Raw genomic sequence first — 22,702 nt, 5'->3', positions numbered from 1 at the left:
GGCCGGAGCTACCCGGCCGGGCGCCCGCCATTCCAGCCCCGACCAGCCGATCCGGCGGGATCATCCGACCGACCCGGTCCACCGGCCGGAGAGTCCGCACCCGCCCGCAGCGCCGCCCGGACACCGGCCTGGAACCGGGTGGCCGCGCCGAACTCGACCATCAGCTCCGCTATCCGCCGTTGCACCGTACGGTCACTCACCCCGAACTGGCGGCCGATGGCCTGGTCGGTCAGCCCGGCCAGCAACAGATCCGGCAGGTCGCCCCACCGATCCGCCGACCCGCCGGCGTGATGCGGATCGGCCCGCGCCCAGAGCGCCTCGAACAGCCCACCCAACACGTCGAGCAACAGGCTGGGATAGACCAGTACCGCAGCATCCAGGTCGCCACGCGCGACCAGCCCGAGCCGGTCGTCGGCCAGGTAGAGGGAGACCGGCAGCTCGGGCAACCAGCGCACCGTCGGCCCGCCGGCCGCGCCGGCCGCCCCGCCAACCGCCCGGTTCCCCGCCCGGGTCGGCGGCACCTCGACCACCATGCGGTATGGCAGGTCGGCCGGCGGGCGCCATCCGCCGGCCCGCACCAGGCAGCGCAGCTCGTCACGGGTGGCGGCGCGTACCTGCCCGAGCCCTTCGGCGATGGCGTCCGGACCGGTCAGCGCCGTCGCCAAGCGGCGGTCCAGGGCCAGTTGGCGCGCCCGATGGGCCTCGGTCAGCTCGTCAATGTGCCGCTGGATCTCGGCCAGTTCCCGCTCGTGCGCGAGGTGCAACAGCGCCCCGGCCACCTCCGGAGGAAACCCGGCGACCTCGGCCCGCTCCGCGCCGCCCGCCCCCGAACGCTCACGCGGCGGCATCGGTCGCCCCGCCGTCGCCCGCACTCCGGAACGTCGCCGGCCGGATGGGAGTCAGCCAGCCGTACCGGGCGGCGAGGTAACCCGCCTGGTACCGCGTTCGCGCGCCGAGCCGGATCTTGATCCGCTGGATGCGCCCCCGCACGGTGCGTTCATTCAGGCCGAGGCGCGCGGCGATCTCCCGGTCGGTGAGGCCCGCGACCAGCAGCAACAACAGCTCCCGCTCGCGGTCGTCCGGCTCTGCGGGCACCTGCCCGGAGGCCGCCGCGTCGGCGGCCAACCGCTCCGCCGTGAACGCCCCCAACGGAATGCCGATCTCCCAGTACCACTCGAATGCCGCAATGAGCGCACGGATCAGCACCGGGTCACGGACCAGCAGGCCCTCCGCCTGACCATCTACGACCTTCGCGACCAGGGCGAGCGACTGGTCGGCGATGGCGCCCTTCATCGGCAGCTCCGCCACCCTGGCGTAGAAGCCGGAGAGTACATCGCCGAGCAGTTCGGCGAGGCGGCCGGGATGGCTCACCGCGCGCGGGTCGTAGATCACTCGGACCACCACCCCACGCTCGCGGTAACCGTCCTCAACCGGCAGCGCCCACTCCAGATCGTCAAGGTAGGGCGGCATGTCCCAGAACCGGGCCGTGCTCCGGACACTGCGCATGACCTTCCGGTGGGCACGCACCAGCGCCTCCGGTCCCGACAGCAGTTCGACCGGGGGGTTCGGCTCACGCCGGGCCGCCGCGTCGTCGGTCCGCGCGGCGCGAGCCGCGAGCTGCCTGCGGATCTCCGCGAGCTGGCCGGCGCGTGCGTGCAGGAGCGGCTCCAGCGCGGCCCGGGGTGGCACGACGGCGATCAGCTCCGGCGGACCCGGGAGGCGGACCACCAGGCCGAGCGCGACCAGGCGCTCCGTCATCACCGGCACCGCCTCACCGTGAGTGACCGTCAGGTCCGCGACCGGAACCGGCGAATGCCGGATCAGGTGCCGGTAGAGGTCCTGCTCAGCGAGGGTCAACCCCAGGTGGGTCAGCATTGCTGGATTCTCACCTACCCGGCCGCAACCCCGGCCTGTGATCTGAGTCATGCGTTTCGCCGGCGGAGTCGCAGATCGGTGACCTCACTGACTGCTAGGGCACCGTTCCGCGCGGGACGACCCAGCGGGTCTCCGACCCGCGGCGGGTCGTCCGCCGTCCCGGAACCCGATCACCGCTCGGCTGGGCGGATGGTGAGGCGGGAGACCGCGACAACGGTGGCGCCGGCGGTTGCCTCGGCCACCAGCTGGCGGTGGCCGGCATCGTCGGGGTCGCCGAGCGTCGCGGTGACGGTGAGGGTGGCACCCCCGTCGTCGGGCACCAGCAGCGGCAGCTTGAACTGGGTCTCGTGGTCGAGCACTCCGGCCAGGTCCCCGAGCCATTCGGTGACTGCCCGCGCGGTCAGCGCCATGGTGAGCATCCCGTGCCCGATGACGCCGGGCAGTCCCGACCCGGTGGCGGCGTGGTCGCTGAAGTGGATCGGGTTGAAGTCACCCGACGCGCCCGCGTAGCGCACCAGGTCCTGCCGGGTGACCTTGAACTCGCGGGCCGGAAGCTTCTGGCCGGCCACGGTCCAGGGCTGTTGCGGTTTCGCGCCGCGCTTGGCAGTCCGAGGCCCGGTGCCCCGCTCCACCAGCGTCGAGTACGCCGTGCAGACCGGCTCGCCGGCCGTGGTGGCGATCTCGCTGCGGGTGGTGACGATCTGGTGCACCCCGCCGGACTGGATCTGTTCGATGTGGACGGTCACCGTCAGCTCGTCGCCGGCCTGTACGCCTCGCGTGTGCCGGAATCGCTGGCGCCCGTGTACTACCCGGCTGTAGTCCAGACCCAGCGTCGGGTCGGACAGCGTGTTCCGGGTGGCGGGCAGGCTCAGCACGATGGGGAAGGTGGGCGGGACCACCGGCTGGCCGTTCTGGGGGAGGGCGGCTCCGGTGGCCAGGATGAACTCCTGGATCTTTTCCCGGCTGACCCGGTACGGCGCGGTGGGCGCGAACACCCTGCCGATGAATGCCTCGTTGAGCGGCATGTCTCTCTCCTGATCGGGTCTTCTAGAGCGCGGCGGCCAGCCACGCGACCAGGTCGACGTCGGTGGTCTTGAGGGTCAGTACGTCGACCCCGGCATCCGCCCAGGCCGCCAGCCGGTCCCGGATCCGTTCGCGTGGTCCCACCAGGGCAAGTTGATCGATGAGCGCGTCCGGTACCGCGGCAGCGGCCTGGGCGCGTTGTCCGTCCAGGTACAACTCCTGGATCTGGTCGGTGGCCGCCTCGTAGCCCAGCCGGGACGCCAGGTCGGCGTAGAAGTTGCGGCCGCGTGCGCCCATGCCGCCCAGGTACAGGGCGAAGGCCGGGCGCAGCGCGTCCCGACAGGCCGCGAGGTCCGCTCCGGGCGCCACGTGCACCGTGGCCACGATCTGCAGCGGGCCGAGTTCCGCAGGGCGGCGGGCCAGCCCGGGGGCGAGCATGTCCCGGTACAGCTCGGGCTGGTCCGGGCAGTAGAAGGCGGGCAGCCAGCCCTCGGCGAGCTGTCCGGCGAGCGCCACGTTGCGCGGGCCGTTGGCCGCCAACAGGACCGGTATCCGCGGGCGTACCGGGTGCAGTGTGGCTTTCAGCGGGCGCGGTGGTTCCCGGTCGGCGCGCGGATACGGCAGCGGGTAGTGGACGCCCGGGTAGGTCAGCGGTTCCCGCCGGGCCACCGCCGCGCGCACGATGTCGACGTACTCGCGGGTTCGGGCCAGCGGGGAGTCGAACGCGACGCCGTGCCAGCCCTCCACCACCTGCGGGCCGGAGGTGCCCAGGCCCAGCAGGAGCCGGCCGTCGCTGAGCTGATCGAGGGTGAGCGCGGTCATCGCGGTGGCGGCCGGGGTGCGGGCCGGCATCTGGAGTACCGCCGTGCCCAGGCCGATCCGGCTGGTCACCGCCGACAGGTGGCCCAGAACGCTGACCGCGTCGGAGCCGTACGCCTCCGAGACCCACAGCGAGTCCAGGCCGGCAGAGTCGGCGCGGCGGGCCACGGCGCCGAGGTCCCGTAGGCCGGTTGAGTGTCCGAGGCTGAGTCCGAGTTTCATGAGGCCCGTTCTGTATGTAGAACGATCATCGTCTTGATTTCGAGAACAGTAGGGATGCTGAGGGTGGGCGTCAAGGGTCGGGATTCTCGACTTATGCCGAGGTAGAGGCCGGAAGAGGGTTGACAACCCGCATGGTCCATTCGATGATGTTCGCCACACAGGTCTTGAACGTGGTTCTACTGACAGACCGTCGGTGTTCGTTCCGTCCCCTGCTCGGACGCCGAGAGCCGGAGCCTTCGGCTCATCTCCTCCACACCCCCGCAGCCCGACGTCGAATGTCGTTCGTCAGGGCTCACCGGCCGCAATGCCCCACCCGCAGGAGCGACCATGTCCCGTACCCACGCGTTGCGATGCCTGAGCATCGCGGCCACCTCACTCACGCTCGCCGCATCGATCACCGCCTGCGGCGACGGCAAGGACTCCGGCGACTCGTCGTCCGGAAAAGACATCGTCATCGGGATGGTCGAGGACACCTCGGGTGGCACTGCGGCCACCTCGGCCGAGGCGAGCACCGGGATCTCGCTGGCCATCGACGAGATCAACAAGGCCGGCGGCGTGGGCGGGCGATCGCTCAAGCTGATCCGCCAGAACGACGGCAGCCAGCCCAGTCAGACCCCGGCCGTCCTACGCAAGCTCGTCAGCGACGGTGCCCGCGTCATCATCATGAACTCGTCGTCGGCGTCGGCCCAGCAGGTCAAGCCGGTCGTCGAGCAGGAGAAGATCGTCGCCGTCTCGGCGACGAACATCGCCACCGCCATCGCGGAACCGCCGAACAACACGTTCTCGTTCATCCTGGCCAACCCGATCACCGACATCGGCACCGTGTACGCGGCGGCGTTCAAGAAGATCGGCGTCGCGCGGCTGGCCGTCATCACCGACGACTCGCCCACCATGGCTGGGCTCAACAAGGGGCTGCTGCCCATCTTCGAGAAGTCCGGCATCACCATCGTCGCCAACGAGAAGGCGCCGCTCAACAGCACCGACGTGGCGCCGCAGCTGAGCCGCATCGCCGCCGCCAAGCCCGATGCGCTGTTCGTCTCCTCGCTGGGCGGACAGCTGGAGGTGCTGTTCCACAACACCGCGAACCAGATCATGCCGGACCTGCCGCGGATCTCCCTGGCGTCGATCGGCAACCAGCCGGACACCTGGAAGCTCGCCAAGCCCGGCGCGTTCCGGCAGCTCGTCTACGCCAGCGCCATCTCCGCCGACAACACCCGCTCCAACGAGCTGGGCGAGAAGCTCAAGGCCAAGCTGGGGGCCAAGTACCTGGGACTGACCGCGTTCGCCGCGCAGGGCTACGACACCGTGTACCTGCTGAAGCAGGCGATCGAGAAGGCCGGCGTGGACAGCGGTCCGGCGCAGGTGCGGGGCGGGCTCGAGCAGATCAGCGCGTTCCCGGCGAGTTGGGGACGGCAGGGCTTCACGATGAGCTTCACGTCCAGCAAGCACGTCGGTAGCGACGGGCTGTGCGGCATCGTGCTGCGCCGCTTCACCGAGCAGAACCAGCCCGGCGACAACTGGGCCGACTACCAGCCGCAGTGCTCATGACCGACACGACAGCTCAGCCGCGTACCGCATTCATCACCGGTGGCGCCCGGGGCATCGGGCGGGCGTTCGCAGAGGCGCTCGTCGCCGACGGCACCCGGGTGGTCCTGGCCGACATCGACGAGACGGCGGCGGTGCGGGCCGCCGTCGATCTCGGGGCCGCCGTGGCGCTCGGGGTCGCCTGCGACACCGCCGACGAGACGTCGGTGCAACGCGCGGTCGACGAGGCGGTGGCACACTTCGGCGGTCTCGACATCCTGATCAACAACGCCGGCAAGCACCTGATGGCCTGGAGCCGGCCGGTCACCGAGATCTCCACCGCCGGCTGGCGGGAGATCCTCGACGTGAACGTGCTGGGCATCGTCAACTGCGCCCGGGCCTGCCGGCCGCACCTGAGCCGCAGCGGCGCGGGCGCGGTACTCAACATCTCGTCGGTGTCCGGGTTCGCCGCCACCGACGTGTACGGCATCACCAAGCTCGCCGTGCGTGGCCTGACCGCCGCGCTCGCGAAGGAGTTCGCGCCCGACGGGACACGGGTGAACTGCCTGGCCCCCGGGCCGATGGACTCCGAGTCGGCCATTGCCGACCTGCCCGAGGAACTGCTTCGCGACTTCATCGCCAACAAGCAGCTCATCCAGCGCCAGGGCCGGATGGCCGACCTCGTGGGCGCCATGCGGTTCTTCTGCGGCGCGGACAGCGCCTTCATCACCGGCGAGACCCTGATCGTCGGCGGCGGCCACCCACTTCGGGTCTGAGCCGCATCACCACCACCACCCGTACCACCACCACCCCAAGGAGTGAGTTCTATGTCGTGGAGCCTGCATCACGTCAACCTGCCCGCCTCGGACGTCCGGGCGATGGCCGCCTTCTACTCGAAGGTGTTCGGCATGCAGGAGAAGAAGTTCCCGTTCGTCGAGGACGGGCGGGGCGCTCTGCAGACGGGCAACGACTTCGTCGCCCTGTTCGAGGACACCAACCAGCGGCAGATCCACATCTGTAAGCCGACCCCGACGCTGCCGTGGGACAACGACCTGCGGCTGCACCCGGTCATCAACGGACACATCGCCATCGAGGTCGACGACATCGACGGCGTGATGCGACGGCTGGGCGAGATGGGCATGCCCTACAACGACGCCGGCACGTGGGCGTTCAAGGGGTACCGGCAGGTCTACTGCTACGACCCGTCGATGAACGTCGTCGAAATCAACCAGAAGCACCCTTGATCCAATGATCCCCCTACAGGTCATCGTCTCGATCATCGAGACGGGATGCTTCTTCGGTCTGCTGGCCGCGGCGATGTTCGTGGTGCGGGAGAGTTCCGGGTTCTTCAACTTCGCAATCGGCGGGTACGCGGTGTTCGCCGGGCTTGCCTCGGCGTACTTCACCAGCGTACGAGGGCTGCCCGCCGCCGCCGGAATCGTCATCGGGGTCATCGGCGCGGTGGCGCTGGCGCTGCTGACCGAGGTGCTCGTGGTGCGTCCGATGTGGAAGCCGGGCGCCAACGAGGAACTGCCGATGGTCATCGCGCTGGTGGCCACGCTGTTCGCCCTCGAACAGATCTCCGGGGTGCTGTTCGGCCGTGCCGCGCTGCCCGGGCCACAACTGGTCGGGGACGGCGCGGTACGGCTGGGCAGCGCCACGGTGACCGCTCAGGCCGCGCTGGAGATCGGGCTGACCGCCCTGGCGTTCGGGTTGCTGCTGCTGTTCATCTACCGCACCCGGATGGGTCGGGGACTTCGCGCGATCGGCGAGAACACCCCGGCCGCCATCGTCCTCGGGCTGCCGGTGCGGGCGGTACGCATCGCCTCGTTCACCCTCGCCGGGGCGCTGGCCGGCCTCGCCGGCAGCGTCTTCGCGGCGCGATCCGGGATCATCTTCGAAAGCGCGATGGACTACACCCTCTTCGCGTTCCTGGCGCTGGTGATCGGCGGTACCGCGTCGGTGTGGGGGCCGCTGGCCGGTGGGCTGATCCTGGCCACCATCCAGTCGGCCGCCATCTTCTACTTCGGCGCGGCCGCCCTGCACTACGCGACGCTCGCCGCCGCCGTGCTGTTCTTCGCCTTCCGCCCGCAGGGCATCTTCATGAAACGGGTACGGGTATGAGCGCGGGTACGGGTATGAGCGCCAGCCGCTTGCGGCCCCTCGCCGAACCGGTCATCTCCGGCGTGCTGCTGATCCTCGCCATCACCTGGGTCGGCACCGACGGGTACCGGCAGGACCTCGCCGTGCTCACCGTCACGTACGGGCTGATCGGGCTCGGCTTGTACAGCCACTTCATCATGGGCGATTCGTTGTCCATCGCGTACAACGCGTACGCGGCGATCGGCGGCTACGCGCTGGGCCTGATCGCCACCCGGACCGGCTGGCCGCTGCTGGTGTCGCTACCACTGGGCATCGTCGCCGCCGTACTCATCTCCGTGCTCCTGGGCCTGGCCACCCGTCGGCTCAACGGCTTCTACCTGGCTGCCGTGACGCTGCTGTTCAGCGAGGCGTTCCAGGCGTGGCTCGTCGACGCGGACGGCGTCACCGGCGGCGCCGAGGGCGTGATCCTCACCCGGTCGCTCAGCATCTTCGGGGCGGAGCTCGGCAGGGACCAGATCGTGGTCATCGCGCTGGTGCTGATGTGGCTCATCGCGTTGCTGCTGTCCCGGCTGCGCCGCTCGCCGTTCGGCGTCACGCTGCGGGCCAAGGCGCAGGCCTCGGTCGCCGTCGAGGCGGCCGGGGTGCCGGTGACCGCGCTGACCCTCATCTCGCTGAGCATCGGCGCCGCGATCGGATCGCTGGCCGGCGCCGTGTTCACCACGGCGAACCTGTCGATCCTGCCGGAGTCGATCCCGGTGTCGGTGGCGTTCCTCGCGGTGTTCATCCCGTTCCTGGGCGGGCGGTCCAGCCCGTGGGGTGTGGTCATCGGCGCGCTGCTGGTCACCGAGCTCACCTTCAACCTCAACTTCTTCCAGGGTTCCGGGACGCTCCTGTTCGCCGTCGCCGTGGTGGCGGTGCTCATCTTCGCCCCGGAGGGCCTGATCGGACTGGCCCGCGACCTGACCGGCCGGCTCGTCGGCGCTGTCAACAGAGGCGGACGCGATGAACGCTGACATCCTTTCCTGTCAAGAGCTGACCAAGTCGTACGGCGGGGTCAAGGCGGTCACCGGCGCCTCGTTCACGGTCGGTGCCGGTGAGATCGTCGGGCTGGTCGGCCCCAACGGCGCGGGCAAGAGCACGATGGTCGACCTGATCGGCGGTGAGCAGCAGCCCGACAGCGGCCAGGTGCTCGTAGGCGGGGTACCGCTGGCCGGCTCGCCCTCCCTCCGCGCCCGTCGCGCCGGGTTGGCCCGCACCTATCAGTACCCGCAGGTCGCCGGCGCGCTCACCGCCCGCGACAACATCATCGTCGGCGGTTTCGCCCGGGGCATGTCCTCCGGCCTCGCACTGCTGGGCGCGGCGGCGCGGGGCGTGGTCGCCCCAGGCGGCCGGGCCCTGCGCGAGGAGGCCGGTCAGGTCGCCGCCCGCCTCGGGCTGCGCCGGATCGACCGGCTGGCCGCCGACCTGACCCTCGGCGAGCTGCGGCTGCTGGAGGTGGCCCGCGCGCTGTTGCAGCACCCGCGCATCGCGCTGCTCGACGAGCCATTCGCCGGGCTGGCCTCCGACGGCATAGCCGGCCTGTCCGAATCCATCCGCACGGTCGCCGCCGGCGGCACCGCCGTGCTGCTGGTCGACCACAACGTCGACATCGTGGCCTCGATGGCCGACCGGATGGTGCTGATGGCCGGCGGCACGGTCGTCTTCGACGGCGCACCCCGCGACTGCCTCGCCAGCGCCGAAATGCAGGCAGTCTACTTCGGCACCGGGCAGGTGGATCGATGAGCGAGACAGGCCTGCGGGCCAACGAGCTGACCGTCCGATACGGACGAGCGAGCGCGTTGAACCTCACCGGTACCGAACTGCGGGTACCGGCGGGGCGGGTGACCCTCGTGGTCGGCCCCAACGGCGCCGGCAAGAGCAGTCTGGTCCTGGCGCTGTACGGCTCGGTGCCGTCGGGCGGGCAGGTGTACCTCGGCGGCCGGGACGTCTCCGCGCTGCCCACCCGGGTCCGGGCCCGGTCCGGGCTCGCCCTGGTGCCACAGGGCCGGCAGCTCTTCGCCCGGATGAGCGTCCGGGAGAACCTGATGGTCAGCGCCGAACTGCTCCGCCTGGACCCGGAGCGGGTGGAGCAGGCACTGGACCGCTTCCCGATCCTGCGCACCCGCGCGAGCCGGCCGGCCGGCGTGCTCTCCGGCGGTGAGCAGCAGATGATGGTGGTGGCCCGGGCGCTGATGACCGACCCCAGCGTGCTGCTGCTCGACGAGATGGCGACCGGGCTGGCCCCGCTGATCGTGGACGACCTGCTGCGCACCGTGCGGGAGCTGGCCCGGTCGGGCACCGCCGTACTGCTGGCCGCGCCGACGATCGGCGTGCTCGGCCAGGTCGCCGACGGCGGTGTCGTGCTGATGCGCGGCCGTGTCGTCGCCGAACACGATGACGTCGCCGAACTGGACGCCGCCTACCAGGCCGCCATGGGCGCCATCGTGGAGGGCTGAGCCGTGGCCGACGGTACCGTGGTGGTCGGTTTCGTGGGGCTGGGCAACATCGGCCGGCCGATGGCCGCCGCACTGGCGCGTGCGTTCCCGGTGGTGGTGTACGACGTAAACGCGTCGGCCGCGGCCGAGGTGCCCGGTGCCCGGGTCGCGGCCTCGCTGGCCGACGTGGGCGCCGCCGCCACCGTGGTGGGCGTCGCCGTGTACGACGATGCCCAGGTCCGCGACGTGGTGACCGGGCTGCTGGCCGGGATGCGCCCAGGCGGCACCATCCTGGTGCACAGCACGATCTCGCTGGGCACCGTGCGGGACGTCGCGACCCAGGCGGGCGCGGCAGGGGTGGCGCTGCTGGATGTGGCGGTGGCCGGCGGCGACGCCCGGGCACGAAGCGGCGAACTCACCCTGATGGTCGGCGGCGACCCGGACGATGTGGCCCGCGTCCGTCCGGTCCTCGACGCCCTCGGCAGCCGGATCCACCACGTGGGGCCGGTCGGCGCGGGACTGGCCGCCAAGCTGGCCAACAACCTGGCGCTGCACGTCGGGTTCCAGGTGCTGGAAGAGGCCCTGGCGCTGGGCGGCGACGCGGGCGTCGGCGAGGCGGAGCTGCTGGAGGTGCTGGACTCCGGCACCGCGCAGTCCTGGCTGACCGGCAACTTCGCCTACTACCGCCGCCAGATCCGCGAGGTGCTGCCGCCCGGCATGGTCGCCAAGGACCTGCACGCCGCCGTCGCGCTGGCCGGCGACGGTGCGGACATCCCACTGACCCGGCTGGCCGCCGGCACCCAGCGGGAGGCGGTGGTGGTGGCGGCGGTGCGGACCCCGCTGGGCCGCCGCCGGGGCGCGCTGAGTGGGGTACGCCCGGACGAGCTGCTGGCCTACACCCTGCGCCGGCTCGTGCAGCGGGCCGGCATCGCGCCGGACACGGTCGACGACGTGATCGCCGGATGCGTCAACGCGGTCGGTGAGCAGGGGCGCAACATCGCCCGGGTGGCCGCGCTGGCCGCCGGCCTGCCGGTCACGGTGCCGGGTGTGACGGTCAACCGGATGTGCGGTTCCAGCCAGCAGGCGCTGCACTTCGCGGCGCACGCGGTGCTGAGCGGCCAGCAGCGGATGGTGATCGCCGCCGGCGTCGAGTCGATGTCCCGGGTGCCGCTGGGCGCCGACGCGGCGGGTGTCACCCCACCGGGCGCGGTCACCGGCCGGTACGAGCTGGTGGACCAGGGCGTGGCGGCGGACCGGATCGCCGCGCGCTGGCACCTGGACCGTGCCGAGCTGGACGCCTTCGCCCTGGCCAGCCACCGCAACGCCGAGGCGGCCTGGCGGGACGGCCGGTTCGCCGACGAGTGCGTACCGGTACCCGCCGACCTCACCACGGCGCTGCTCGCCGACGAGCTGCCCGACGCCGGCTGGCTCATCGAGCGCGACGAGGGCATCCGGCCAGACACCTCGCTGGCGGCCCTGGCCGCGCTGGAGCCCGCCTTCGGCGCGGACGGCGTGCACCACGCCGGCAACTCCAGCCAGCTCACCGACGGCGCGGCGGCCGTGCTGGTCTGCGACGGCGCCGAGGCGCAACGGCTCGGCCTCGTACCGCTGGCACGGATCGTGGCCACCGAGGTCGTCGGCGTGGAAACCGACCTGATGCTGCACGGCGTCATTCCGGTGACCCGGCGCATCCTGGAGCGCACCGGACTGACCATTGCCGACATCGACCTGTACGAGGTCAACGAGGCGTTTGCCAGCGTCCCGCTGGCCTGGCTGCGGGAGACCGGCGCCGATCCCAGTCGGCTCAACGTCAACGGTGGCGCCATCGCGCTGGGCCATCCCACCGGGTGCTCGGGTGCCCGACTGGCCACCACCCTGCTGTACGAGCTGCACCGCCGGGGTGGCCGGTACGGGTTGCAGGTCATGTGCGTCGGATACGGAATGGCCACCGCGACGCTCTTCGAACGGATTGGTGAGGCATGAGCGAGCTGCTGTCGGCGCAGAACCGGGAGATCCTGGACGGGTTGCGCGACTTCCTGAACGCGGAGGTCCTCGCCCGCCACCGCGAGGCCGGTGCGCTGCTGTCCGACCCGCGCCAGCGGTACGGGCCGGACGGCCGGCACGTCGCCGCCGTCGAGGAGCACCGCCGCGCGGTCCGGATGGCCTCGGCCGGCGCCGGGTACTACACGATGTGCGTTCCCGAGGAGCTGGGCGGCGGTGGGCAGGGCGCGGTCACCATGTACGCGGCGTGGGAGCTCATCAACCGGCTCTGCGGCAGCGGCGGCTGGCTGGGCAGCGAGGTGGTGGCGCACTGGGCCACCGGACCGAGCGTGGTGTTCGGCCGCGCCGGGCAGCGGCTGCGGGACACCTTCCTGGGCTCCCTGCTCTCCGGTGAGCAGACCATGTGCTTCGCGATGTCCGAGCCTGGCGCCGGCTCGGACGTGTGGCAGATGTCGACCCGGGCGGTGCCCGAGGCAGGCGGCTGGCGGCTCACCGGCGTCAAGCAGTGGATCTCCAACGGCCCGCATGCCGACCTGGCCATCGTCTTCGCGGTCACCGACCCCGAGAAGGTACGGGCCAGGGCGGGCGGCATCTCGGCATTCCTGGTACCGACCGACGCGCCGGGATTCCAGGTGGACAGCGTCATCGGCCTGTACGGCCAGATGGGCGGCGAGCATGCCATCCTGTCGTTGAACGAGGTGCGCGTCGAGGACTGGCAGCTGTTCGGCGAGCCGGGCGGCGGGCTGTCGCTCGGGCTGGACGGCATCGCCACCGGCCGGCTGTACAACACGGCGAAGGGCGTCGGGCTGGCCCGCTGGGCGCTGGGCCTGGCGGTCGGGTTCGCCACCGAGCGGGAGACGTTCGGTACCCGGCTGTTCGACAACCAGGGCATCTCGTTCCCGCTGGCCGATGCCGCCACCCGGATCCACGCGGCGCACCTCATGGGACTGCACGCCGCCGAACTGGTCGACTCCGGGCGGCCCGCCCTGACCGAGGTGGCGATGGCCAAGCTGTTCGCCACGGAGATGGCCACCGATGTCATCGACCGGGCCATGCAGACGCTGGGCGGGATGGGCATCACCACCGAGGTGGGGCTCGCGAAGGCGTGGCAGAGCATGCGGACGGTAAAGATCGCGGACGGCTCTTCGGAGATACTCAAGCGGCTCATCTCACGGCGTCTGGCCAATGGCGAGATGAGCGGATGAGTCGAGGTGATGCTGCCATGACCGAGGAATACCGGGTCCCCGCAATCGAACGGGCCGTACGGGTGCTGCGACTGCTCGCGGCACAGGACTCAATGTCGCTGGCGAAGACGGTGGAAGCCACCGGCATGAACAAGAGCACCACCTATTACATCCTGCGCACCCTGCTGGCCGAGAACCTCGTCCAGTACGACGACGCCGGGCAGGGCTACCAGCTCGGCCCCGCGCTGGTCGAACTCGGCGCCGCCGCGGCCAACCAGATGAACGATGTCAGCATCGCCAAGCGCAGCCTGGCCAAACTGCTGGACCAGATGAACGCCACGATCGTGCTGTACCGGCGGATCAGCCTGACCGAGATCATCCTGGTCGACAAGCTGGAGCGCCCACACCGGGTGCGCATCACCCTGCAGGTCGGCACACCGGTGCCGATCCAGGGCGGCTCGTTCGGCCGGGTCTTCCTCGCCTACGACCAGCCCTCGCAGGTCAATGCCGCGCTGGCCACCGGGCTGCAACTGTTCACCAGCAAGAGCGTCGCCCGCAAGGAGATCTTCCTGCGCGACCTGGAACGGGTGCGCGAGCAGGGTTTCGCGGTCGACCACGAGGGCTATGCGCTGGGCGTCAGCACCGTCGCCGCACCGATCTTCGGGCCGGACGGGCGGATCCGGCTGGTCGCCGCCGCCGTGGCTTTCACCAGTGAGATGGACGAACAACAATCCGCCTTGTACGGGCGGCTGCTGCGCGAATGCTGCGAGCGGATCACAAAGATGCTCGCCGGTCGCACCGAACTCGTCGGTCAGAACGAGTCCTGGGTCGACCACCAACCTCCGAAAGACAGGGAGTACCGCACATGACGGCTACGGCCTCGGTTTCAACAGAGACGCTCCGCGATCAGGTGGCCGTGGTCACCGGTGGAGCGGGTGGGCTGGGCCTGGCCATCGGCCGGGAACTCGGGCTGGCCGGCGCCACCGTGATCGTCGCCGACATCGCCGCCGAACCCGCCGCCCGCAGCGCCGAACAGCTCACCGCGGAAGGCATCGACGCGCATCCGCACACGCTGGACGTGACGTCCCGGGAGAGCATCGACGCGATGGCCGCCGAGGTGAACGCCCGCCACGGCCGCATCGACATCCTGGTCAACAACGCCGGCTTCCCGGTGGACCGGCCGCTGGTGTCCATGAGCGACGAAGACTGGCACCAGGTGCTCAACGTGTGCCTGTACGGCACCTTCGCGTGCAGCCGTGCCGTGGTGCCGGGCATGATCGAGCGCGGCTACGGGCGGATCCTCAACATCAGCTCCCGGGCGTACCTGGGCAACCCTGGGCAGGCGAACTACTCGGCGGCCAAGGCCGGCATCGTCGGCCTGACCCGTACTTTGGCCAAGGAGCTCGGCAAGCACAACATCACGGTCAACGCGATCGCCCCCGGCCTGATCGCCACCGAGACGGTCCGCCGGCACCCGAAGTTCGACGCCATCGCGGAACGGGCGGAGCGCGCCAACTCGATCCGCCGCCTCGGCACCCCCGAGGACATCTCCGCCGCCGCGCTGTACCTCGCCTCGCCGGCAGCCTCATTCGTCACCGGGGACGTGCTCCACGTCACCGGCGGCCGGTTCAGCTGAGGCGGCGGCGATGGATGTCCTGCTGACTGAGGACGAGCGGCTGCTGCGTGACAGCGTGCGCTCGTACCTCGACGCGAAGATCGCGCCGATCGTGACCGAACACGAACGCGCCCGCACCTTTCCCTGGCATCGGCTGGCCGAGCTGTACGAGTTCGGGTACGTGCGCGGTGTGGTACCGGAGGCGGACGGCGGCGACGGCGCCAGCCACATGGTGCAGGCCCTGCTGATGCAGGAGGCCGGCCGCTGCTGGGGTTCGCTGCGCACCACGCTCAACGTGCAGAGCATGGTGGCCCGGGTACTGAGCACGGCCGGCACGCCGGAGCAGAAGGAGCGGTTCCTTCGGCCGCTGCTGGCCGGGCAACGGTTCGGCTGGTTCGCGCTCACCGAACCCGACGCGGGTTCCGATGCCGGCGCGCTGCGCACGACCGCCCGGCGCGACGGGGATGACTACGTCATCAACGGGCGGAAGCTCTACATCACCAACGCCCTGGCCGGCGACTTCGGGGTCGTGCTGGCCCGGGTGCCGGACACCGGCGAGGTCAGCGCGTTCCTGGTGGACCGGACGGAGTCGGAGTACCAGGCCTACGACATCCCGCACATGCCGCTGCGGGCCACGACCAGCTGCGAACTGGTCTTCGACCAGACCCGGATACCGGCGGCCAACCTGCTCGGCGAGTTGGGCCGGGGGCTGTCCCTGGCGATGTCCGGCGTCAACCTGGGCCGGTTGAACATGGCGATGGGCGCGGTCGGGCTGGCCCAGGCGTGCCTGGAGTCCTGTGTGGACTTCGCCCGCACCCGGGAACAGTTCGGCCGCCCGATCGCCGGATTCCAGCTGGTGCAGGAGATGGTGGTACAGGTCGCCACGCTCACCGAGACCGCGCGGCTGCTGGGCTACCAGGCAGCTCGCACGCTCGACGCCGGGCTGCCGGGCCGGTACGAGTGCTCGATGGCCAAGTACTACTGCGGCGAGGCGGCCGGTCAGGCGGCGACGCTCGCGTTGCAGGTGCACGGCGGGGCCGGGCTGATGGAGGAGTCCCCGGTGGAGCGCTACTTCCGCGACGCGCGGGAGGCGACCATCCCCGAGGGCACCAGCCAGATCCAGATCCTGCACCTGGGCAAGCACCTGCTCGGGGTGTCGGCACTGCGATGAACACAGCACACATCGGAGGAGACGTCATGTCCGGGCCGCTGCAGGGCGTACGGGTCATTGAGGTGGCGGCGCTGGGCCCGGTGCCGTTCGCCGGGATGCTGCTGGCCGACATGGGCGCCGAGGTGATCCGGGTCGACCGGGTGGGCGCCCCCGCGCCGGGTGCGGGAGCGAGCGTCGAGACGGATCCGCGGCACCGGCACCGGCGCACCGTGGCACTGGACCTCAAGCGGTCCGAGGGCGTGGACCTGTTGCTGCGCCTCGTGGAGGGCGCCGACGTGCTGATGGAGGGGATGCGGCCCGGCGTGATGGAGCGGCTGGGCGCCGGCCCGCAACCCTGCCTGGAACGCAATCCGGGGCTGATCTACGCGCGGATGACCGGCTGGGGGCAGGACGGGCCGTTGGCCCAGCGGGCCGGGCACGACATCAACTACATCGGGATCGCCGGAGCGCTGCACCCGATGGGGCCGGCCGAGCTGCCACCGCCGGTGCCGTTGAACCTGGTCGGCGACTTCGGCGGCGGCGCGATGTACCTGGCCTTCGGCATCGCCTGCGCGCTGCGGGAACGGGAGCGCTCCGGGGCCGGGCAGGTCATCGACGCGGCCATGGTGGACGGCGCGGTCTCGCTGACCGCGATGTTCCACGGGATGCTGGCCGCCGGCACCTGGTCGGACCGGCGGGAGAGCAACGTGCTCGACGGCGCGGCGCACTTCTACCGCACGTACCGCACCAGCGACGGTGGCTTCATGGCCGTCGGCGCGATCGAGCCGCAGTTCTACGCCCAACTGCTGTCCGGGCTCGGGGTGGCCGCCGACAACTTTCCGCAGCACGACCGGGAGCGCTGGCCCGCGCTGGCCGCCGCGTTCGCCCGGACCTTCGCCACCCGCACCCGGGACGAGTGGACCGCGGTGTTCGACGGCACCGATGCCTGCGTCACACCGGTGCTGTCGATGGCCGAGGCCGCCGCTCACCCGCATCTGGCTGCCCGGGGCACGCTGGTGCCGGTCGCGGGCACGCCCCAGCCGGCACCCGCGCCTCGGTTCTCCCGGACCGCTGCGGTGCCGCCGGGCCCACCGGTCGGGTACGGCCGGCACACCGACGAGCTGCTCGCCGGCCTCGGACTGTCCGTAGCAGACATCGAACGGCTGCGCGCCGAGCGGATCGTGGGTTAGCGATATGACGAACGAGGACATCGAGTACGACGAGCACGACGGCATCGCCACCATCCGGCTCAACCGGCCGGAGGTGGGCAACGCGCTGTCGCGGCGGATGCGGCCCCGGCTGCGCGAGTTGTGGGCGAAGGTACGTGACGACCCGTCGGTACGGGTGGTCATCGTCACCGGCACCGGGGACCGGCACTTCTGCACCGGTGCCGACGTCCGCGAGGTGGCCGACACCGGTACGACCTCGTCCGGGCACGGCACGGTGGCCGAGGACATCGTCTGGTCACCGTTGCAGAACGAGGTGTGGAAGCCGGTCATCTGCGCCGTGAACGGGCTGGTCGCCGGAGGCGGGCTGCACTTCGTCGCGGACGCCGACATCGTCGTGGCGGCCGAGCACGCCCAGTTCATGGACACCCATGTCAGCGTCGGGCAGGTCGGTGCGGTGGAGAACATCGGACTGGCCCGCCGCCTACCGCTGGGCACCGTGCTGCGGATGACGTTGGCGGGCCGGGGTTTCCGGCTCGACGCGACCCGCGCGTACCAGCTCGGTCTGGTCGACGAACTGGTGCCGGCGGCCGGCCTGATGGACACCGCGCGGGAGCTGGCCGCGGCCATCGCCGCCAACTCCCCGAGTGCGGTGTCGCGCTCGAAGCAGGCCATCTGGGGTGCCGCCGAACGACCGCACCAGGAGGCTTTGGAGTATGGCTGGGAACTGGCCCGCCGGCAGTGGACCCACCCCGACTTCGCCGAGGGTGCGCGCGCTTTCGTTGAGCGACGCCCTCCGCAGTGGAACGTCGAGGTGCCGGCATGAGGTGGGCCTTCACCGCCGGTCAGGAACTCCTGCGCGATGAGGTGCGGGCCTTCCTGGCCGAACACGCGCACAAGCGCGACCCGATGCAGTACTTCCACGGCCGGGGCGGCGCCAGCCGCGAGCTGTACCGCGAGCTCGGCCAGCGCGGCTGGCTACGGCTGGCCTGGCCGCGTGAGTGGGGCGGGCAGGACGCGCCGCCCTCCACCGAGTTCATCGTCTGGGACGAGCTGGCCTACGCCCGCGCGGTACGCCCCGACCTGGCCGCCGGGATCGTCGCGAAGACCATCATCGGGCACGGCACGGACGAGCAGCGGGCCCGCTTCCTGCCCGGCATCGGCCTGGGCGAGATCAGCTTCGCGTTGGGATACTCGGAGCCGGAAGCCGGATCGGACCTGGCCGGGGTGCGCACCCGGGCGGTGCCCGACGACGACGGTTACCGGGTCACCGGCGAGAAGCGGTGGACCTCCGACGCGCACAACTCCGACTACCTGTGGCTGCTGTGCCGTACCCCGGAAAGCGGTCACACCCTGCTGATGCTCGACCTCACCGCGCCCGGGGTAGAGATCCGGCCGATCCAGACCATCGACGGGCACCGGCTCAACGAGGTGAGCCTCGACGGCGTGTACGTGCCGCAGGAGAACCGGATCGGCGCCGAAGGCGAGGCGTGGCGGCTGATCCGGGCCGCGCTGGCCGTCGAGCGGCATCTGATGGTGCTGCCCGGCCGGGTCCGCCGCGACTTCGAGGACCTGCTGCGCTGGTCGGCCGAGCGGGGCTGGTCGGCCGACGCCCGGACCCGCGACGACATCGCCGACATAGCGCTGGACGTGGCCGAGGTGGAGGTGGCGGCCATGAGCACCCTCGCGGCCCTGGAGTCCGGCCACGACGGCGCCGCGCAGGCGGCGCGGGCGAAGCTGCTGGGCAGCAGGACCCTGCAACGCATCGCGCGGCTGCCGTTCGACGTCGGCGATGCCGGGGCCGCCCGCACCGGCACGCCGAGTTTCCTGTGGCACGAGACCTTCATGGAGACCATCGCCGGAGGCACCTCGGAAATCATGCTGGGCGTGCTGGCCCGCGAGGCGCTCGGGCTGGGAGGACGTCGATGACCGGGTACCTGGACGTGCTCGCCGACCACGCGCGGCACGCGCCGAACGCGCCGGCGCTGATCGACGCGGTCGGCGAGTACACCTACGCGGAACTGTGGACCGCGATCGAGGAGCACGCCGCCGCGCTGCGCGCCCTCGGTGTCGCCCCCGGCGACCGGGTGGTCACCGCGCTGGCGCCCGGCGCCCCGCATCTGGCCGCGCTGTTCGGGGTGATGGCCGCCGGGGCGGTCGCGGTACCGCTGAACATCCGGCTCGCCCCGCCCGAGGCGTACGCCTTCCTGGCCCCGCTCTGCCCGGCCCAGTTGCTGGCCGCCGAACCCGACACCGAGCTGGCGGCCAGGCTGGGCTGCGGCCTGGCCACCCTGTCCTCGGCCGGCGCCCCCGGGTCGTTGACCGACCGGATGTCGCTGACCGCCGTGACGCCCGTCTCGTCGTCGCCCGCGTTCCGCGACGAGACAGCCGCGATGATCATCGGTACCGGCGGCACCACCGGCGAACCGAAGGGCGCCACCTGGACCCATTCGGCGCTGTACCAGTACGCCGCGTCCTGCCAGGCGCAGATGGAGATCCGGCGCACCGACGTGGAGCTGTACTTCTCCCCGTTCTTCCACATCGCGGTCGCCACGATCGTGTTCGCGACCCTGTTCGCGGGCGGCACCGCCTGGCTGCTGCCGCGCTTCGACGAGGCCGCTGTCCTCGACGCGCTCGCCACCGGCCGGCCCACCCGGCTGTTCGGCGCACCCACCGCGTTGTTGCGGCTGCTGGAGCATCCCGGCTTCGGCGCGGAACACGGCGCCTCGATCCGCCGGGTGCTGTTCGGCTCCACCGCCAGCGTGCCTGCCTTCCCCGGTCGGCTGCGCGCCGCGTTTCCGCGGGCCCAGCTGATCACCGGGTACGGCGCCACCGAGTTCGGCGCGGTGGCCCGGCTTCGCTCCTGGGAACAGGAGGACGGCGTCGACCGGGGGCTGGGTCGCCCGGTGCCGGGGGCGTCGATCCGCATCGTCGACGACGCCGGCCACGACGTGCCCCGGGGCGGCGTCGGTGAGGTCCTGGTCCGCGCGCCGTGGCAGATGTCCGGGTACTGGGCGCGGCCGGAACAGACCCGGGCCACGGTGGTCGACGGCGCGATCCGCTCCGGTGACCTCGGCCGGCTCGACGAGGACGGCTTCCTCCACCTGGCCGGCCGCGCCAAGGACATGGTCATCTCAGGGGGCGAGAACGTCTTCCCGATCGAGGTGGAGAACGTGATCGCCCGGCACCCGCAGGTCCACCAGGTTGCGGTCTTCGGCGTGGACGACCCGCTGTGGGGCGAACGGGTGGAGGCCGCTGTCGTACCACACCCCGGTGGCGGTGTGGATCCCGACGGGCTGCGCGAGCACTGCCGCGCCGCCCTGGCCGGGTACAAGGTGCCTCGCCGGTTCCACGTGCTCGACGCGCTGCCGGTGACCCCGGCGATGAAGGTGGACAAACGTGCCCTACGGGAGGTCACCCGTGACGCTTGAGGTGGACTACGGCCAGCAGCCGCGCGAGTTCGCGGAGGCGGTACGCATGCTGTGCCGGCGTCATGAGGAGGGTTGGCGCCACCTGCCCGGCGACGGGTTTCCCGAGCAGACCTGGCAGGACCTCGCCGACATCGGGTTCCTCGGCCTCGCAGCCGAGGGCACCGAGGTGGCCGGCGAGATCGCCGCCGTCATGGAGGAGCTGGGCGGCCTCGGCTGCCCCGGCCCGCTCTGGGAAACCGTCCTGGCGACCCGCGCCGCCGCCGAACCACCGGCGAACGGCATCGCCACCGTGGGTACCGGCGGCCCGCTGCCCTGGGGACACCGCGCCACCGTGTTCTTCGCGCTCACCGACGACGGCCTCTGGGAGTGTGAGCCGGCCGGCGAGGCGGTGCCCGTGCCGATGCTCACCGGTGAGCTGTGGGCCGAGGTGCCGCTGGCACCCCGCCGGCGCGTCCCCGACGAGTGCGGCGCGCTCGCCCTGGGTGACCTGGCGCTCGCCGCGCAACTCGTCGGAGCCGGTGCCCGGCTGGTTCGGGACGCCGCCGAGTACGTGGCCAGCCGCCACCAGTTCCGCCGGCCGCTGGGCGACTTCCAGGGCGTGGCCTTCCCGCTCGCCGAGGCCGACATCGGACTGGCCGCCGCGCGGGCCCTGACCAGCCGGGCCGCGTCCCGCCTGACGGACGGCGGTGCGGACGCCGCCCGCGCCGCCCGGGCCGCCGTCCTTTCCGCAGCCCGCGCGGCCCGTACCGCCACGTACCACACCTTCCAGGCGTACGGCGCGATGGCGTTCACCGAAGAGAGCGGCGTGGCCTGGTACGGGCGACGCATCGCACAGCTACGCACCCAGGCGTTGGCCCCGTACCGCAGGGCGGCGTGGACCGCCGACGTTTTCGAGAGGACCACCCCATGACCGACGACGTTGTCGTCCTCGCCACGGCCCGTACCCCGTTCGGCCGCTTCGGCGGCGCCCTTCGCGACCTGCCCCTGCCCGACCTCGGCGCGATCCCGGTGGGCACCGTGCTGGACCGCGCCGGCCTGACCGGCGCGGACGTCGACGAGCTGGCGTTCGGGGTGAACTTCCCCGGCTCCGAGCGCTCGGTGGCCCGGCAGGTGCTGCTACGGGCCGGCATCCCCGAGGAGAAGGTCGCGTACACCGTCGACCGGGCCTGCTGCTCGTCGCTCGCGGCGATCACGCTGGCCAGCCGGGGACTGCGGCTCAACGACACCGCGCTGAGCGTCGCCGGCGGCGTCGAGAACCTGAGTCGGGTGCCGTACTTCGTGCATGCGGCCCGCTTCGGAAACCGGATCGGCGACATCGTGCTCACCGACCAGCTCGTCGTCGCCTGCCCGCACACGGGGGTACCCCGGGCCGTGCAGGCCGGCGCCGAAGCCACCGAGTACGGGGTGGACCGCGCCGAACAGGACGACTGGGCGCTGCGCAGCCAACAACGGTACGCGGACGCCCTGGCCCGCGGCTGCTTCGACGACGAGATCGTGCCGGTGGACGTGCCGGACCGGACCGGCCGCCCGGTACGGCTGGCCGCCGACGAGGCGCCGCGGCCCGACACCACAGCACAGCAACTGGCCGCGCTGCCGACGGTCTACGACAGCGCCACGGTGACGGCGGGCAACGCGCCCAACATGAGTACCGGCGCGGTGGCCCTGGTGCTGGCCAGTACGGCGGAGGCGGCGCGGCGCGGCACCACCGGCCTGGCCACCGTCAGCGCGTGCACCCAGGTCTCCGGCGATCCGCAGCGCCTGGCGTCGATGCCCGCGCGGGCGGCCCAGCGGGCACTGGCCCGGGCCGGCCTGACCCTGGACGACATCGACCTGATCGAGGTCAACGAGGCATTCGCGGCGGTGCCCCTGGTCACGACACTTGTTCTGGCGGACGGGGACCGGGACAAGGCGCTGCGGCTGCGCGAGCGGACGAACGTCAACGGCGGGGCTGTCGCGGTCGGTCACCCCACGGGCGCGACGGGCGGCCGGCTGGTGATGACGATGATCAACGAGCTGCGCCGGCGGGGCGGGGGGAGGGGCCTGGTCGCCATCTGTGGCGGCGTCGGCGAAGCCGAGTCAGTCATCGTCACCGTCCGCTGACAGGCCCTGCCGGCA

22 protein-coding genes and 2 pseudogenes are annotated in these 22,702 nt (G+C 71.7%); 19 read left to right on the top strand and 5 right to left on the bottom strand.

Going from position 1 to position 22,702, the window contains the following annotated elements; translation table 11 throughout:
- Positions 1-8: 8 nt before the first annotated feature.
- The 5 genes and pseudogenes from OG617_RS06505 to OG617_RS06485 all read right to left on the bottom strand — a co-directional run bounded on the left by OG617_RS06505 (position 9) and on the right by OG617_RS06485 (position 3,939).
- A complete protein-coding gene (locus OG617_RS06505) occupies positions 9-848 on the bottom strand; it encodes a hypothetical protein (protein WP_405099594.1) in 840 nt (279 codons plus the stop codon).
- Positions 835-1,875: a LuxR C-terminal-related transcriptional regulator gene (locus OG617_RS06500; protein ID WP_405099592.1), complete on the bottom strand. Its 1,041-nt coding sequence runs from the start codon at positions 1,873-1,875 to the stop codon at positions 835-837. The genes OG617_RS06505 and OG617_RS06500 overlap by 14 nt, the downstream gene beginning before the upstream one ends.
- A 170-nt stretch (positions 1,876-2,045) precedes the next feature.
- Positions 2,046-2,444, bottom strand: a complete 399-nt coding sequence (locus tag OG617_RS06495) for a MaoC/PaaZ C-terminal domain-containing protein (protein ID WP_405103503.1) — start codon at positions 2,442-2,444, stop codon at positions 2,046-2,048.
- Between the two features lie 90 nt (positions 2,445-2,534).
- A pseudogene (locus OG617_RS06490) lies at positions 2,535-2,900 on the bottom strand (MaoC family dehydratase N-terminal domain-containing protein); the annotation flags it as partial.
- Positions 2,901-2,922: 22 nt separating this feature from the next.
- Entirely contained in the window at positions 2,923-3,939 is a 1,017-nt protein-coding gene (locus tag OG617_RS06485; protein ID WP_405099590.1) for an LLM class F420-dependent oxidoreductase, read from the bottom strand.
- A 327-nt stretch (positions 3,940-4,266) separates the two neighbouring features.
- On the opposite strand from OG617_RS06485, the gene OG617_RS06480 reads away from it, so the two are divergent.
- From OG617_RS06480 to OG617_RS06390, 19 genes and pseudogenes are all read left to right on the top strand, one after another.
- Positions 4,267-5,487 carry an ABC transporter substrate-binding protein gene (locus OG617_RS06480; protein ID WP_405099588.1) on the top strand — a complete coding sequence of 407 codons (1,221 nt, stop codon included), beginning with the start codon at positions 4,267-4,269 and terminating at the stop codon, positions 5,485-5,487.
- On the top strand, positions 5,484-6,239 hold the full coding sequence (locus tag OG617_RS06475) for an SDR family NAD(P)-dependent oxidoreductase (protein ID WP_405099586.1): 756 nt from the start codon (positions 5,484-5,486) through the stop codon (positions 6,237-6,239). The genes OG617_RS06480 and OG617_RS06475 overlap by 4 nt, the downstream gene beginning before the upstream one ends.
- A 51-nt stretch (positions 6,240-6,290) precedes the next feature.
- Positions 6,291-6,707 carry a VOC family protein gene (locus tag OG617_RS06470; protein WP_387024770.1) on the top strand — a complete coding sequence of 139 codons (417 nt, stop codon included), beginning with the start codon at positions 6,291-6,293 and terminating at the stop codon, positions 6,705-6,707.
- A 4-nt stretch (positions 6,708-6,711) separates the two neighbouring features.
- Complete coding sequence (locus tag OG617_RS06465) at positions 6,712-7,587, top strand: branched-chain amino acid ABC transporter permease (RefSeq protein WP_405099584.1); 876 nt, start codon at positions 6,712-6,714, stop codon at positions 7,585-7,587.
- Positions 7,588-7,601: 14 nt separating this feature from the next.
- Positions 7,602-8,579, top strand: coding sequence for a branched-chain amino acid ABC transporter permease (locus OG617_RS06460; RefSeq protein ID WP_405099582.1), 978 nt, complete (start codon positions 7,602-7,604; stop codon positions 8,577-8,579).
- Positions 8,569-9,348: an ABC transporter ATP-binding protein gene (locus OG617_RS06455; protein WP_405099580.1), complete on the top strand. Its 780-nt coding sequence runs from the start codon at positions 8,569-8,571 to the stop codon at positions 9,346-9,348. The genes OG617_RS06460 and OG617_RS06455 overlap by 11 nt, the downstream gene beginning before the upstream one ends.
- A complete protein-coding gene (locus tag OG617_RS06450) occupies positions 9,345-10,061 on the top strand; it encodes an ABC transporter ATP-binding protein (RefSeq protein WP_405099578.1) in 717 nt (238 codons plus the stop codon). The genes OG617_RS06455 and OG617_RS06450 overlap by 4 nt, the downstream gene beginning before the upstream one ends.
- 60 nt (positions 10,062-10,121) lie before the next feature.
- Positions 10,122-10,784: pseudogene (locus OG617_RS06445) on the top strand (NAD(P)-dependent oxidoreductase); the annotation flags it as partial.
- Positions 10,785-10,826: 42 nt separating this feature from the next.
- A complete protein-coding gene (locus OG617_RS06440; RefSeq protein WP_405103501.1) occupies positions 10,827-12,023 on the top strand; it encodes a thiolase family protein in 1,197 nt (398 codons plus the stop codon).
- Positions 12,020-13,246, top strand: a complete 1,227-nt coding sequence (locus OG617_RS06435; protein WP_405099576.1) for an acyl-CoA dehydrogenase family protein — start codon at positions 12,020-12,022, stop codon at positions 13,244-13,246. Before OG617_RS06440 ends, OG617_RS06435 begins: the two co-directional genes overlap by 4 nt.
- Positions 13,247-13,263: 17 nt before the next feature.
- Positions 13,264-14,094 carry an IclR family transcriptional regulator gene (locus OG617_RS06430; RefSeq protein WP_405099574.1) on the top strand — a complete coding sequence of 277 codons (831 nt, stop codon included), beginning with the start codon at positions 13,264-13,266 and terminating at the stop codon, positions 14,092-14,094.
- A complete protein-coding gene (locus OG617_RS06425) occupies positions 14,091-14,861 on the top strand; it encodes an SDR family NAD(P)-dependent oxidoreductase (RefSeq protein WP_405099572.1) in 771 nt (256 codons plus the stop codon). Before OG617_RS06430 ends, OG617_RS06425 begins: the two co-directional genes overlap by 4 nt.
- A 10-nt stretch (positions 14,862-14,871) precedes the next feature.
- Positions 14,872-16,011: an acyl-CoA dehydrogenase family protein gene (locus OG617_RS06420; protein WP_405099570.1), complete on the top strand. Its 1,140-nt coding sequence runs from the start codon at positions 14,872-14,874 to the stop codon at positions 16,009-16,011.
- An 11-nt stretch (positions 16,012-16,022) separates the two neighbouring features.
- Complete coding sequence (locus OG617_RS06415; RefSeq protein ID WP_405103499.1) at positions 16,023-17,180, top strand: CaiB/BaiF CoA transferase family protein; 1,158 nt, start codon at positions 16,023-16,025, stop codon at positions 17,178-17,180.
- Positions 17,181-17,184: 4 nt separating this feature from the next.
- The gene (locus OG617_RS06410; RefSeq protein ID WP_405099568.1) at positions 17,185-17,982 is read left to right on the top strand and encodes an enoyl-CoA hydratase/isomerase family protein; all 798 of its coding nucleotides are present in this window, start codon (positions 17,185-17,187) and stop codon (positions 17,980-17,982) included.
- Complete coding sequence (locus OG617_RS06405) at positions 17,979-19,085, top strand: acyl-CoA dehydrogenase family protein (protein WP_405099566.1); 1,107 nt, start codon at positions 17,979-17,981, stop codon at positions 19,083-19,085. The genes OG617_RS06410 and OG617_RS06405 overlap by 4 nt, the downstream gene beginning before the upstream one ends.
- Complete coding sequence (locus tag OG617_RS06400; protein ID WP_405099564.1) at positions 19,082-20,587, top strand: class I adenylate-forming enzyme family protein; 1,506 nt, start codon at positions 19,082-19,084, stop codon at positions 20,585-20,587. Before OG617_RS06405 ends, OG617_RS06400 begins: the two co-directional genes overlap by 4 nt.
- Positions 20,577-21,497 (top strand): acyl-CoA dehydrogenase family protein, encoded by a 921-nt coding sequence (locus tag OG617_RS06395; RefSeq protein ID WP_405099562.1) that lies wholly within the window; start codon positions 20,577-20,579, stop codon positions 21,495-21,497. The genes OG617_RS06400 and OG617_RS06395 overlap by 11 nt, the downstream gene beginning before the upstream one ends.
- Positions 21,494-22,687 (top strand): thiolase family protein, encoded by a 1,194-nt coding sequence (locus OG617_RS06390; RefSeq protein ID WP_405099560.1) that lies wholly within the window; start codon positions 21,494-21,496, stop codon positions 22,685-22,687. Before OG617_RS06395 ends, OG617_RS06390 begins: the two co-directional genes overlap by 4 nt.
- The last annotated feature ends 15 nt before the right edge of the window (positions 22,688-22,702 follow it).

This window comes from Micromonospora sp. NBC_01412, assembly GCF_045040215.1.
Taxonomy (GTDB): Bacteria; Actinomycetota; Actinomycetes; order Mycobacteriales; family Micromonosporaceae; genus Micromonospora; species Micromonospora rubida.
This window is presented reverse-complemented; position numbering and strand designations above follow the sequence as displayed.